The 14,359-nt window shown below is 63.7% G+C and carries 10 protein-coding genes; all 10 read right to left on the bottom strand.

Going from position 1 to position 14,359, the window contains the following annotated elements; all coding sequences use genetic code 11:
- Positions 1-342: 342 nt before the first annotated feature.
- The 10 genes from PVW51_RS07700 to torT all read right to left on the bottom strand — a co-directional run bounded on the left by PVW51_RS07700 (position 343) and on the right by torT (position 14,000).
- Positions 343-2,664, bottom strand: coding sequence for a xanthine dehydrogenase family protein molybdopterin-binding subunit (locus PVW51_RS07700; RefSeq protein ID WP_274574379.1), 2,322 nt, complete (start codon positions 2,662-2,664; stop codon positions 343-345).
- On the bottom strand, positions 2,661-3,143 hold the full coding sequence (locus PVW51_RS07695; protein WP_274574377.1) for a (2Fe-2S)-binding protein: 483 nt from the start codon (positions 3,141-3,143) through the stop codon (positions 2,661-2,663). The genes PVW51_RS07700 and PVW51_RS07695 overlap by 4 nt, the downstream gene beginning before the upstream one ends.
- Complete coding sequence (locus PVW51_RS07690) at positions 3,140-4,018, bottom strand: FAD binding domain-containing protein (protein WP_274574375.1); 879 nt, start codon at positions 4,016-4,018, stop codon at positions 3,140-3,142. Before PVW51_RS07690 ends, PVW51_RS07695 begins: the two co-directional genes overlap by 4 nt.
- A gap of 69 nt (positions 4,019-4,087) precedes the next feature.
- Positions 4,088-6,049: a hydantoinase B/oxoprolinase family protein gene (locus PVW51_RS07685; protein WP_274574374.1), complete on the bottom strand. Its 1,962-nt coding sequence runs from the start codon at positions 6,047-6,049 to the stop codon at positions 4,088-4,090.
- Positions 6,050-6,052: 3 nt separating this feature from the next.
- Entirely contained in the window at positions 6,053-8,080 is a 2,028-nt protein-coding gene (locus tag PVW51_RS07680; RefSeq protein ID WP_274574373.1) for a hydantoinase/oxoprolinase family protein, read from the bottom strand.
- A gap of 102 nt (positions 8,081-8,182) precedes the next feature.
- On the bottom strand, positions 8,183-9,145 hold the full coding sequence (locus PVW51_RS07675; protein ID WP_269362319.1) for a helix-turn-helix domain-containing protein: 963 nt from the start codon (positions 9,143-9,145) through the stop codon (positions 8,183-8,185).
- A gap of 224 nt (positions 9,146-9,369) precedes the next feature.
- Positions 9,370-10,353, bottom strand: a complete 984-nt coding sequence (locus PVW51_RS07670) for an ABC transporter permease (RefSeq protein WP_269362323.1) — start codon at positions 10,351-10,353, stop codon at positions 9,370-9,372.
- Positions 10,346-11,350, bottom strand: coding sequence for an ABC transporter permease (locus PVW51_RS07665; RefSeq protein WP_274574370.1), 1,005 nt, complete (start codon positions 11,348-11,350; stop codon positions 10,346-10,348). Before PVW51_RS07665 ends, PVW51_RS07670 begins: the two co-directional genes overlap by 8 nt.
- Position 11,351: 1 nt before the next feature.
- Positions 11,352-12,932, bottom strand: coding sequence for a sugar ABC transporter ATP-binding protein (locus tag PVW51_RS07660; RefSeq protein WP_274574368.1), 1,581 nt, complete (start codon positions 12,930-12,932; stop codon positions 11,352-11,354).
- Between the two features lie 18 nt (positions 12,933-12,950).
- The gene (gene torT, locus PVW51_RS07655; protein WP_269362329.1) at positions 12,951-14,000 is read right to left on the bottom strand and encodes a TMAO reductase system periplasmic protein TorT; all 1,050 of its coding nucleotides are present in this window, start codon (positions 13,998-14,000) and stop codon (positions 12,951-12,953) included.
- Positions 14,001-14,359 lie beyond the last annotated feature (359 nt).

Below are 14,359 nucleotides of genomic sequence, written 5' to 3'. Positions count from 1 at the left end.
TGCCGGGTGGTGGTGCGGTGATGCGACCGCAGTGACCGGCAGTTCATGGCACCCAAGCCCGGAACAAGCCGAAGGCGCCGGGCCATCGCCTGCCCGCCGGTCGGGTAGGCGATATGGTTAGGCTTGGTGTTCCCCCGACAGGACTCATCAAAGCTGAGAAATTAAGTGGCATGAACCAAGGTCAGCATCGCCTACCCCGGGCAGGCGACGGCCCGGCTTGCATCCGGCCTTGGTGGATCAATCGGTGGTGCCGGGCCTGGCGCGCCCCGCCTTAAACTTGAATCGCCGATACCCTGCCGCGCTTCGCGCTCTCGGGACATCGGCGATACCGGGTGAATCAGGTTAAAGGCGGGACGCTGTAGCGCCCTCTCCGGCAATCAGGGTGGCAATGCGCTCCGGTGTCATCGGCAGGGAGGTCACCGGTTTGCCCGTGGCATTGGCAATCGCGCAGGCCAGCGATGCGGCGACATTCAGGATCGGCACCTCCCCTGCCCCCTTGGTGCCCAGCGGGCCGAGAGAGGGTGCCCCCTCGTAAAGCTCGAAGTCGATGGGCAGGACATCGCCCGCCAGCGGGACGCGGTAGCTTTCCAGCCCGGTCTGATCGACCGCGCCATCGGGGCCGATCGTGACCTCTTCGGTCAGGGCATAGCCGATGCCCTGCACCACGCCGCCCTGAATCTGGCCGTGAATGGCGCGCCGGTTCAGGGCGCGGCCCACGTCCTGTACCACGCGGTAGGAGAGGATTTCGCAACGGCCCGAGATTTCGTCAACCGCCACTTCGCAGTCGTGGACCGCAAAAACCGGGATGTCGATGGCGTCAATGAAATGGCCGGTGGCGCAGCCGGGCATGGCTGTTGTGCCCGGCGCGGTAAAGGCACCGCTGCCGGCAATCGGGCCGGTGGTCAGCTCCGCTTCGGCGATCACGGCTTTCAGGGTCATGCCGCTGCCGGGTTTGCCGTCAACCTCGACCCTGCCGTTGGTCAGCACCAGTGCGGCTGCGTTGGTCTGCAGCAATCTGGCGGCCACTGTCAGGAGTTTTTCCCGCACCTCGGCGCAGGCAGCCTCGCTTGCCGCCCCGATGGAGACGGTGGTGCGCCCGCCGCCAACCCCGAGATCGCGCCCGGCGGCATCCGTATCGGCGGTTTTCACGATGACCGCATCGGGATGAATGCCAAGGTTTGCCGCGACGATCTGCGGCAGGGATTGCATCATGGTGCCGGAGCCGATCTCGACCCCGGCGGTGACCAGCGTCGCGCTGCCGTCGGCGTTCAGGTTCACCGTTGCCGCAGAGGGGCCGACAAAGATGAACCATGTCCCCACGGTTGTCGCGCGCCCGTAGAGCCGCCCGTCGCGCAACCTGCCGCTGCGCCGTTCGACCGGGTATTTGTCAACCATGCGGTCCAGCATGGGGGCCAGCACATCGCCCTGAAAGGTCTGTCCGGTGGCCCCGATGTCGCCGTCACCGATCACGTTGCGGCGTCTGAACTCGAAGGGGTCCATCCCTATCGCGGCGCAGATTTCATCCGTATGCCGTTCCAGCGCGAAGGTGTTGTAGACCCCGTTGCAGGCGCGGAAGGCCCCGTTCGGGGGGGTGTTGGTATAGACCGCCCTTGTCACGATTTTCGCGGCACCCAGCCGGTAGTTGCCGGCCAGCGTATGGGCGGTCATCGTGGTCAGGAAGACCTGTTCGCCGCCATATGCGCCGCAATCCATGAGCACGCTGGCCTCGCGGGCGACGATCTCTCCCTCAGCGTCGATGGCGGAGCGGATGTGGATTTCGGCGTTTTCCCGGCAGAGGCAGGTCATCATCTCTTCGCGGCGGGAATTGACCAGCGACACGGCGCGCCCGGACTTGCGGGCCAGGATCGCGGCATAGGGTTCGAGGGAGCAATCGAACTTCAGCCCGAAACCGCCGCCGACGGCGGGCACTGTCACCCGCACGGCGGATTCCGGGACCTCAAGAACCCTGGCGACGACATGTTTGACCGTCCAGGGCGCCTGGGTGGAGGTCTGGATGTGGAAGCGGCCATCCTCATAAGATGCGATCACCGCGCGCGGCTCAAACGACAGGTGGTTCTGCCGCCCGACATCATAGGTGCCTTCGACAATGGTGACGTCATCGCGGGCAAAGGCAGCTTCGGTGTCGCCACGGTCGACGCGTGCTTCCCAGGCGATATTGCCGCCCCGTGTCGCGCCGGGGTGGAGCACCTCGTAGCTTTCCCAGCTGGGATGGACGAGGCGGGCATCGGGGGCCAGTGCCGCTTGCAGGGTCAGCACCGGCGGCATGGCTTCATATTCGACAATCACCGCATTGGCGGCGCGCCGGGCCAGGGCCAGGGTCTCTGCCGCGATGACGGCAAGGGGTTCGCCATGATAGCGCACGGTATCGCTGGCAAAGATCGGATGATCGGCGATGCCGATCCCGTGCAGGCCGGGGGCGTCCCTGTGGGTGGCGATGGCGTGGACCCCCGCCATCGTCAGGGCCGGGGTGACATCCAGCCGGGTGATGCGGGCGGAGGCCACGGTCGCGCGCAGCAAGACCGCGTGCAGAACCTCCGGCCCCGCCTGATCGACGGTGTATCTGGTCCGGCCCCGCAGCTTGTCGCGCGCATCGCGGCGCGGCAGGTCCATGACGGCAAGGGACGGATCATGGGCGTTCTTCATGGCTGAACCTCTGTCACGGGGTGTGTGGCACCCGAGAGGGACATCACCGCGTCGATGATCCGCTCATAGCCGGTGCACCGGCAGATGTTCCCGGTCAGCGCGGATTTGACCGCCTCGCGGGTCGGTTGCGGGTTGTCCTTCATGAAATGGGTGAGCGTCATCACCATGCCGGGAAAGCACATGCCGCATTGCACGACGTCAAAATCAACAAAGGCCTGCTGGACGGGGTTCAGCTCTTCTTCGGTGCCGATCCCTTCGATGGTGCGCAGATCGGACCCCTCCAATGTGCCCATCGGCACCAGGCAGGCGGTGGCGGGATGCCCGTCGATCCGGACCATGCAGGCACCGCAGAACCCCTCGCCGCAGACCTCCTTGGCGCCGGTCAGCCGGTAGGTGTCGCGCAGCACCTCAAGCAGCGAGGCGCGCGGGTCGCCGGAGAAGCTGCGGGCGCGGCCGTTGAGGGTGAAGCTTACGGTCATTGCGGGTCTCCCTTTGCGGTGGGCCGGGTCAGATCGGCAAAGGCGCGTTGCACCAGTTGCGGCAGCAGGCGGGCGCGGTACCAGCCGCTGGCATCGACGCCGTCGCGCGGGTGCAGGTCATGGATGCGAGCCTGTGCGGCGTCGCGCGCCGCCTTTGGGTCCAGGGGGCGGTCCAGAAGCGCGTTTTCCAGTGTCTCCCAGCGGCGCGGTGCAGGTTCCACCGCGCTGAGGGCGATGCGCAGGCTCTGGCAGGTGCCGTCATCGCGGCAACCGGCCAGAACGCTGACGACCGCAACCGGATATTCGCCCGCCTGCCGCAGCAGGGCGCGGGCATGGGCGGCTGTGCCGCGTGGCGGGGGCAGGTGTACATGGGTCAGGATCTCGGCGGCGGAGCGCGCGCCCCGCCCGCGCAGGAAATCAGCAATGGGCAGGCGTCTTTCACCTGACGGGGCCTGCAGGGTGACCATGGCCCCAAGGGCCATCAGCGCCGGGACAAGATCGGGGGCCATGAAGCCATCGGAACAGAGGTTGCCGCCGATGGTCGCGCGGTGCCGGATCGCGGGATTGGCGGAGGCCGCGCAGGCCATGCGCAGGCCGGCATGGGCGGGGTCAGCGCCCAGCGCCTGCGCAAGTGCGGCGTGGCTGACCATGGCGCCGATTGTCAGCCCGGCGCCGGTGTTTTCGATGCTGTGAAGGGAGGCGATATTCGCAAGGGACACAAAGGTCTTGTCGGTATCCTCACCACGCAGCGCGGCCCGCATGATCCATGTGCCGCCCGCCAGCGGGATGGCCGGACGCGGGGCGGCGGAGGAGAGGATAGAAAGTGCCGCTGCAATCGTATCGGGGCGGTGAAAAACCACATCTGTCTGGGTCATGCCGGCAATGTCCTGTTCAGGTTCCGGGTGCGGGGGATCAGGCGGCCCGGCAGGCGGGCCGCCCCGGTATCACGACCAGTGCGAGACCGAGCGTTTCTCGAAACTTTCGCGGAACTGCGCGGTGGATCTGGGCATCAGCTCTCCGGTGCCCCAATCCAGGATCACCGCGTATCTGCGCACCGCGTCCATCTCGTTGATCTTGCCCTTGCGGTACATCTGCGAGACCTCTTCGGGGTCCATCCGGGCCCAGCCGACCCGGTTGGCACGGATATGGGCACGGGCCTTTTCGGTGGCGGCATGGTCGATCTCGTAGTCGAGCATGTCGGCGTCATTGACCCTGATCACGACCCCATAGTCCAGTTCCGCGCGTTTGACGGAGACATATTCGTCGATCACATCGTTCAGGACATGTTCGGGGTCCCGTTCCATCGGGTCGCCGTAGCCGCCGCCGCCTGCGGTGGGGCGGGTGAACTTGTCGCCGCTCTTGATCTTGTAGTTGGAAAAGACCGAGCCCAGCCATTCTTCCTCGCCGGTGTCGACATGTTCGACCATCAACCCGTGCGGCATGGAGGGCAGGCCGCCTTCGACGCCCCAGACCACCGCGCGTTCGCGGTCGCAGATGTAGGACATGACGGTGTTTTCCGCCTCAAGCAGGGTCGAAGCCTTGATCACCCCTGCCCCGCCACGCCATTTGCCGGGGCCGGGGCTGTCCTGCTTGATCTGGAATTCATCCGCACGGGTCGGGTTGACCCTTTCGTTGCCTTCGGAGGGCTGGGACATCAGGCCGGTGCCGAAACAGGCGGTGGTCACGTCGCTGCCGTCCTTGCCGTTGCGCCCGCCCCAGCCGCCGGGGAGCCATTCGTAGAACATGTAGATCGGCTTGTCCGGTTTGCGCAGGTCGTTGCCGCCCGCCAGCAGGTATTCCAGGTTGAAGGCACAGGCGATGGCGCGTTCCGGCATGATCTGCGACCACATTTCGAAGATCGCGTTCATGATCTTTTCGAACGGCATCAGGAAGCCGGTCACCGCCACCGGCCACTGGGCGCTGACGACGCTGTTGGCGGGGGCCTTCACCTCTACCATCCGGTAGAAGCCGCTGTTCAGCGGCAGGTCGGGAAAGAAGGTCTTCATGCCCGCCACCACGGCGGAGAAGGTCGCGCCGGGGGCCGAGTTGTAGATCGAGGCGATGGTGGCGTGGCTGCCTTCGAAATCATAGGTGATCTCTTCGCCCTTGATGGTCATCTTGATGTGGATCGGGATCATCCCCTCGCCCGCACCCGGATCGCGGTCGATGTAATCCACGGCCTCCCAAGTGCCGTCCGGCAGGTCGCGGATGCGCTGGCGCACGGCACGTTCGACGTAATCCTGAACCGCATCCATGCCCTGGGTGACCTGATCGCGACCATATTTGCCCACCAGCCGCTGCAATTCGCGTTCGGCCACCTGGGTGGCCTGGGCCTGTGAATGAATGTCGCCGATGATCGAGGCCGGGTCGCGGGTGTTGGCGGCGATCATATTGGCCACGTCGGCGCAGAACCTGCCCTTGTGGAACAGCCGGATCGGGGTGATGCGCACCGCCTCGCCGAACATCTCGTGGGCGGTCACGTTGAACGACCCGGGGACGGAGCCGCCCAGATCGGACCAATGGCCGTTGGACTGCGAAAAGCCGATCAGTTCTTCCTCGTCGAAGATCGGCCGGATCAGGCGCACATCGCTGAAGTGGGTGCCGCCGGCATAGGGATCGTTGATGGCATAGACATCGCCGGGGTACATGTCCCCCTTGAAGAAGCGGATCACCTCCTTGCAGGTATGGTGCAGGGTGCCGACATGGACCGCGATGTCGGAATTGCCCTGGGCCACGCAATTGCCCTCGGCATCGTGCAGCCCGTTGGAGAAATCGCGGTTGTAGATCACGAAGGAATAGCAGGTCCGCAGCATCTGTTCGGCCATCTGGTCGACCGAAGTGATGAAGGAGTTCTTGAGCACCTCGAAGGTGACCGGGTCCAGTTCCTGTTTTGGCATCATGTTCATGTCTCAGTCCTTCACGCGGATCAGAATGTTCATATATTGGTCGATCTTCGCGGTGGCGCCGGGGGGGACCACCACGGTTGAATCGACCTGTTCGACGATGGCCGGGCCGGTGAATTCCGCGCCCGCCTTCATGGTGGCGCGGTCATAGACATCGGTGCGGCAGCTTTTCCCCTTGAACCAGACATCGCGCTGGCTGGCGGGGTCCGGCGCATGGGGCGTCACCTCGAAGGAGGGCAGCTCGGCCTTTTGCACCATGCCGGTGGCCTTGACGCCCACCCGGAATATGCTGACCGGCGCATCCTCGCGGCGGAAGTTGTATTCGCGTTCGTGTTCATCGTGGAAACCGCGCACGAGGTCTTCGGTGCTGGTGATCGTCGCGGGGGCGGAGACGGCGAGCGAGCGCCACTGGCCCTGATACATCATCTCTACCGTGCGCTGCAGGACGGTGTTTTCGGGGGCGACATCCTCGTGACGCAGCCGGTCGACGGCTTCCTTTTCGATCCGCGCAAAGGCGGCTTCGAGGTCTTCGGGCGCGGTTTGCGAGGCATCGGCCATGAAGCTGTCGGAAAAGTCGTGCTGGATGTCGACCAGCAGGCAGCCCATCGCCGAGGTCACGCCGGGGTTCGGCGGCACGATCACCACCGGGATGGAAAGCTCCTTGGCCACGGCGGCCCCGTGCAGGGCACCCGCGCCGCCAAAGGCCACCAGGGCAAAGTCGCGGGGATCGTGGCCGCGGCTGATCGAGAGCAGGCGCACGGCGTTGGCCATGTTCGCATTGGCCACGTCGATGACCGCCTCTGCGGCCTCGTGCAGTTCCATGTCGAAAGGCGCGGCCACGGTTTCGCGGATTGCCTTTTCGGCCAGACCCGCGTCCAGCGTGATGTCGCCCCCCGCCAGGCTGTGGCCCAGACGGCCCAGCACCACATTGGCATCGCTGTTGGTGGCGACCTCATTGCCGTTGGAATAGCAGGCGGGGCCGGGGAAGGCCCCTGCCGATTGCGGCCCGTTGCGCAGCGAGCCGCCTTCGTCCTTCCAGGCCAGCGAGCCGCCGCCGGCGCCGATGGTCAGCACTTCGATGGAGGGGAAGCGGATCGGGTAGCCGTATTCGATGTACCAATCCTTGGTCACCGTCGAATTGCCCTGAAAGCAAAGAGAGACATCGGTGGAGGTGCCGCCCATGTCGAAGCCGATGGAGTTTTCGTAGCCGCAGAGGTTGCCGATAAAGCGGCTGGCCAGCGCCCCCGCCGCAATGCCGGACCCGGCCAGACGCGCGGCAAAATCCTTGACGCTGGCCGGGGTCATCACGCCGCCGCCGGTGTGCAGCAGCAGCAGATCGCGGGTATAGCCGCCCTCGGCCAGCTTGTCGCCCAGCCGGGAGACGTAATCGACCACGACAGGCGAGACCACGGCATTCACCATGGTGGTTGAAAAACGCTCGTGTTCGAAGATTTCCGGCATGATCTGCGAGGAGATGGAGATATGCACATCCGGCATTTCCGCGCGCAGGATGTCGCGCATCCGGACCTCGTGGTCGCCGTTGACGTAGGAATTGATGAAGCAGACCGCGATGGCCTTTACGTCCCGCTTTTTGAGGATCCGGGCCACGCGGCGGGCCTCGGCCTCGTCCAGTTCGGTGATGACCTTGCCTGCCGCGTCGATCCGTTCCTTCACGGTCAACCGGTCGCGGCGCGGGATATAGGGTTTGGCGACATCCTTGTAGGTGTCCCAGAGATCCTCCTTGTTGGAGCGGCGGATCTCGACCACATCGCGGAAGCCTTCGGTGCAGACCATCGCCGCGCGGGGCAGTTTGCGGGTGATCAGCGCATTGGTGGCCACCGTGGTGCCATGGGAAAACATCGTGACATCCGCGAGGTCGATCCCGGCATCCGAAATGCCCGTCATGATGGCGCGCATCGGATCATCGGGGGTCGAAGGGGTCTTTTCGATCCGGATCTGGCCGGTGTCTTCGTCCATGATGCAGACATCGGTGAAGGTGCCCCCGACATCGACTGCGACTCTCGTTTTTGTCATCTCTGCTTTCCTACTTCGGTTGAGGCCACAGGTGCCGGCAAGCCGGTATCGGTCACCCGAAAGCACAGCTTTGGGTGGTGGCGCATTTTACTTTCGGGTGCGTCAGCTTCGGGCCATGGCCTCCAGCCGGGTCTGTTTTCGGGTGTCGGTCGGGGTGCAGCCGAACCGGGCTCTGTAGTGTTTGCAGAACTGCGCCTGGTCGTAGAACCCCCATTTATGGGCGATCTGGGCCATGGTGCTGGTGTTGTTCACCATGCGCAGCATCTCGTGGCAGCGGGTCAGCCGCTTGTCGCGGATGTAGCCAACGACGGAATGGTCATTCTCGGCAAAGAGCCGTTGCAGATAGCGCAGCGAGATGCCGCAGGATTCCGCCACGACCTGGGAGTTCAGGTTGGGGTTGGCGAGGTTGTCGCGGATGAATTGTTCGGCCCGCTGCAAATGCGCCGCGCGGATCGTCGAGGCGGTGCTGTCGAGGATGCGGTTGTCGCTGCGCATCGACAGGCACAGAAGGTCCAGCAGGTGCTGTCCGGCCATTTCCCGGGCGGCATCGCCGATCAGTTCAATGCTTTCGATGGTATTGCGCACCGACCCCAGGAAATAGGAACCCACCCCCGAGCTGGCGTCAAAGGTCAGCGCGCCAAGCCGGTCGGTGGCGCCCAGCCGCGAACGCACGCTGGCGGTGGGCACCTTGAGCACCCAGAGCTTGTTGGCCTGCCCATGGGAGAACTCATAAGGCAGGTCTCCGCGTTCCACCAGGAAGCTGCCGGGGCTGCAGCTGGTGTCGCGGGCCCCCTGCTGGAAGCAGACGTCCGATTTATGCGGGATGGTGATCAGCAGGCTGCTTTCCTGCTCGTTGGTGAAATGCGACCTGGTGCGGATGTATTTGACGCCGTCGCAGTTCATCTCGGACAGGCCGAGGTTGCCCAGCCGCCAGGACTGCAAGGAGCCCTTGAAGGTTTCGGGCCGGGCGCATTTTGCCGAGAGCGGGAAATAGGTGTCGGACAAGGTCCGGGTCCAGACTTCGTCCTTGTTCATTGTACCGCAATGGTCCGTCGAAAAATACATCGTCTTCTCCCCTGTCGGCCGTGTTCCGGCGTGAACCTGCCGACTCGTTGAATTCAACCTATCTTATCGCCATTCGAATACTTGGCGATTTGCGCATAAAGCTTTGCCCCGCGCCCGGCGCCCGGCAAAGCGCCATTCGGTCACGCGGGTCCGGTCGTTCCGGATAAGGACCTTGCCGACGGCGGCTCCGGCTGCGGCTGTGTCACACATGATCTGTCCTTTCCTTACCGTCCACGGGTTCGATAGGCGTCGAGTGCTGCGCCGAATATCAGGATTGCCCCGATCACCACCGGCTGCAAGGAGCCGTTGATCTGTTGCAGGTTCATCCCGATCGACAGGCAGGTGATCAGCAAGGCACCGTAGATCGGGGCGGAGATCGTCCCGGTGCCGCCGCGCAGGGATGCGCCGCCGATGACCGCCGCCGCGATGCTGCTGAGGACCAGCGAGGTGCCCAGGTTCGGTTCCCCCGATCCGGTCTGCGCGGTCATCAGCAAGCCGGCAATCGCGGCCAGGATGCCGCTGGTGACATAGGCAAAGAACAGGTGTTCGCGCACCCGCCGTCCGCCGACATGGGCGACCTCGTTGCTGTCGCCGAGCACATAGAGAACCCGGCCATGTACGGTGCGCGTCAGCATGAAATGCAGCGCCCAGGCCACCGCGCCCGCAATCACCAGCGGGATCGGCAGCGCCAGGATCTTCATCTGGTTCAGGGCAAAGCTGAACCCTTCGGGCAGGTTGAAGATCGGGAAGCCGCCCGAAACCGTTGTGGCGATGCCGGTGAAGATGCTCATCGTCGCAAGGGTGACGATGAAGGGGTTGATCCGCGCATAGGCGACAAGCGCCCCGTTGATCGCGCCCAGGGCCGCGCCGATGGCCAGGCCGGTACAGACCCCTGCAAAGACGCCGATCCCGGTGCCGAGACCGGGCAGCAGGCTGGTCATCACCATAGAGGACACCACCGACACCAGCGAGACATTGGCCCCCACCGACAGGTCAAAGCCCCGGGTGATGATGACAACAAGCTGTGCCGCCGCAACAAAGAAGAACAGCGAGGATTGCTTCATGATGTTGACGACATTGCCGCCGGAGATCATTGCGGGTTGCAGGGCGGCAAAGAACACCACCACCCCGATGATCGCCAGCGGCAAGAGCAGATGCGGGGCGATGGCGCGCATGTCCAGCGGGGTGCTTTGGGTCTGGTCAGCCATGTCCGGCCCTCCGGCGTTCGCGGTAGCTTTCGGCGGCCACCGCGATGACGATCACGATGCCGATGATGATGATGTGGTATTTGCTGTCGATGCGGATCAGGCTCATCCCGTTGCTGAGCACCGACAGGAACAGCGCGCTGAGGGCGACCATCGGGATGCGCCCCACCCCGCCTTTCAGGGCCACGCCGCCGATGACGGCCACGGAAATGCTTTCCAGCATCAGGTTGCTGCCAAGGGTCGCCTCGCCCGAGCCGACCCGCGCGGTCAGAAACAGCCCGACGATGCCCGCCAGCAGCGCGCTGAGGACATAGGCGGCCCAGATGTATTTGCGGGTGTTCAGCCCGGACAGCCGCGCCGCCTTTTCATTGCCGCCGACGGCATAGAAATAGCGGCCCAGCCGGGTCTGGGTCTGCATGTACCACAGCAGGCACAGCACAAGTGCCGCCGCATAGACGATATAGGGCAACCGGAACAGGCTGCCGCGCCCGATCTCGCGGGTGAAAAGTTCTGGCAGGTCATAGATCGGCGTTCCGCCGGTCACATATCCGGCAATGCCCGCCGCCATGGTCATCGTGCCGATGGTCACCATGAAGGGCGAGATTTTCATCACGCTGACGAAAAACCCGTTGGCGAAGCCGACCAGGATGCCGGGGATCAGCCCCAGCAGGCATCCGAGGGCGACGACCATCGCCGTGCTTGCGATGCCGAGGTCCGCCAGCCAGACGATGGACAGGGCCGAGCTGACCGAGGTCAGCGCCACGATGGCCCCGACCGAGATGTCGAAACCGCCGACGATGATCACCAGCATCTGCCCGGCAGAGATGATCGACAGGAAAGAGGCATTGCGCAGCACGTTGATCAGGTTCGAGCTGCGCAGGAACCGGGGTTCATAAAGGGCAAGCAGCCCGCAGGTCACGATCAGCACGATGGGCAGGATACCGATGGAGGCAAGTATGCGGTTGCGGCGCGCGGTGGTCCGGATGGTTTGAACGGTCATCTTAATTCACCTCCCCCGCCGCTTGCGCCGCAGGTTCTTCATGGGCGAAGAAATGCGACAGCAGGGCCTGTTCGGTCACCTCGTCGCCGTCCAGCTCTCCGACGATGGCGCCTTCGCGCATCACGATGACCCGGTGCGACATATGCATGACCTCTGCCAGTTCGGAGGAGGCGATCACCACCGCCTTGCCTGCTTCGGTCAGCGTCTTGATCACATCGTAGATTTCCAGCTTGGCCTGGATGTCGACGCCGACGGTCGGTTCATCGAAGAGAAAGATGTCGAATTCCCGAGACAGGCCGCGCGCGATCATCAGCTTTTGCTTGTTGCCGCCGGACAATTGATCGGCCCTGGCGTTCAGCCCCGGCGTGCGGATTTTCAGTTTCTCGATGATTTCTTTGGTAAAGGATCGTTCGGCGGGGCGTTTGAGCAACATGCCGCGGCGGGAGAATTTTTCGTCATCAAGGGCGGCGACCGTGCTGTTGCTGATCAGGTTCTGGCTCATCGCCAGACCTTCGGTCGCGCGGTCGGAGGGGAAATAGCAGATGCGGTTGCCCAGCGCCTTGCGGGGGGAGTGGCGTTCAAGCCTTGCGCTGCCGCAGGTGATCTGGCCGCTGGAAAGCGGCTCCAGCCCGAAGGCCGCGCGCAGGACTTCGGACTTGCCGCAGCCCGCCAGACCGGCAAAGCCCAGCACCTCGCCCCGGCGCACGCTGAAGCTCAGGTCGTGGGCCATGCCGCGCTGCAGGGTGACGCCCTCGAACTGCAAGAGCGTGTCGCCTGCAGAGCGGGTGATCTCGGGAAAGAATTCGTCGAAGGTTCGCCCGGTCATCAGTTGAACCAGTTCTTTCTCGCTTGTGTCGGCCATCTGGACAGTGTCGATGTATTTGCCGTCCCTGAGCACCGTGACGCGATCCGCCAGCCGCGAAATCTCGGGCATGCGGTGCGACACATAGACAATGCCCAGGCCATCGGCGCGCAATTGTTCGATGATGTCGAAAAGCTGGGCGGCTTCCTGATCGGTGAGCGAGGCGGTCGGCTCGTCCAGGATCAGCACCCGGCAGTCCCAGAGCAGGGCCTTTGCGATCTCCACCATCTGCTGGTGGGCGCGGCGCAGGTTGCGCACCCTGGCGCGCGGATCAAGGGCAAAGCCCAGACGGTCCAGCACCGCATGGACCTTGCGGCGCATTTCGGTTTTGGCAAGCCGCAGGCCCTGTACCATCTCGTGGCCCAGAAACAGGTTCTCCTCGACGGTCATTTCGGGGATCAGGCTGAATTCCTGAAACACGATGCTGACGCCCTTGTCATGGGCCAGCGCCGGGGTCATCACCGAGACCGGTTCGCCGAAAAGACGGTAGCTGCCGCTGTCAAACCCCTGCACGCCGCAGATGATCTGGATCAGCGTCGATTTCCCCGCCCCGTTCTCACCGAACAGGACGTGGACTTCACCGGCGCGAAGCTCGAACTGCATGCCCTGCAAGGCCTTGAAGGCGCCATAGGATTTGTCGAGGTCGCGCAGTTCGATCAATGTTTCCCCGGCCTTATGCGCGGGATGGCCGGACGCAAGTGCTGCGTCCGGTTCAATCATGTGTTCTGTCATGAGGGGTTACTCGACCGCGTAGACGGGTTCCCAATCCGCGGGGGCGAACGAGCGGCTCATGTCGAAGCTGTCGATGTTGTCCTTGGTCAGCACGGTCATCGAGGGGTTGAGTTCCACCAGGTGATCCTTGCCTTCCAGAATGCGCACGGCGAGGTCCATGGCGATGCGCGCTTCCATGACGGGGGATTCCGTCACCGTCGCGGTCACGACGCCGGATTTGACCAGATCGACCATCCCTTCGTTCGAGTAATAGGCCGCGATCAGGGCATCGTCGTTGCCGGCTTCTTCCAGGGCCTGTTTGGCCACTTCGGCGGTGACAGCCGTGCCATAGATGATGTTCACGTCGTCATAGGCCTGCAGGGCATCCTCGACCAGGCGCAGCTGGATGCTCTTGCCGGTGTCGCCGTATTTGGCTTCCAGCAGTTCGATGCCGCTGCCCTCGATGCCGCGCTCGACCCCTTCGGTCGATGCTTCGGCCCAGCCGGAGCCCTGCGGGCCGGGGAAGTGGACCATGCGCATGGGCTTGCCTTCGGTCATGTCCGCGAGGAATTTCGCGCCCGCCTCTGCGGCATCGTCGTAATTCGCAAAGATCCGCGCGCCTGCGACATCGCTCATCGGATTGATGACACCGACCTGCACGATGCCCTTTTCGTTGCCTTCCGCCATGCTCTTGGCCAGACCCGCTTCGGAGATTGCACCGATCACGATGGCATCGACGCCGAGCGCCACGCAGTCGTTGTACTGGGACACCTGTTTGGCCGCTTCGGTATAGCCGCCCGCTTCGAGGATGGTCGCCTTGACGCCCAGCTTGCGGGCCTGATCGACGATGCCGTAGTTCACACCGACCCAGTAGCTGTCTTTCATATGCGGAAAGAGCACGCAGATGTGCCAGGGTTTCTCAGCCTTCTCCAGCCCCTGATAAGAGACGATTTCGCTGCCGCCACCGGCAGAGTTGACCACGTCGAACGGCCAGATCGCATCCTGCGCGGCTGCCGTGGTGGTCAGACCCGCCGCAATGAGGGCGGCTGTCGAAATGCTGTTGAGTGTTTTCTTCATGTTGGACTCCCAGTCTTGTTGATGAACAGCGCGGGTTGCTTTTTCGCATTATAAGCGCCGATGTGGTGCGCCCGGCCCTCCGGCCCGGTTCGCCAAATTTGGTCGTTGGTTGTAGTTCGCAGTATGAAACGGGCAGCGGACTTATTATTGGTTATAAGCGGCCTTTCATGAAGAGATCAGCGAACATGCCCCTTTGGGCGTTGGGTCGCATTGACGCTTCAGGGCCGTCTGCCTGAGACTAGGCCTCTCCCCGTGATATTGTAAAATACGATTTTCATACTCTTAATATCGGAAAATCGGATATCTTGCCCTGTCGTTTTCCTCCTTCTCCAGATCTCTCGTTCCGGTTGTGGTCTGGT

Origin of the sequence: Sulfitobacter sp. PR48 (genome assembly GCF_028807335.1) — a bacterium.
In the GTDB taxonomy this organism is placed as follows: Bacteria; Pseudomonadota; Alphaproteobacteria; order Rhodobacterales; family Rhodobacteraceae; genus Sulfitobacter.
The sequence above is the reverse complement of the archived record's forward strand: the minus strand, read 5'-3'. Positions and strand labels throughout refer to the sequence as shown.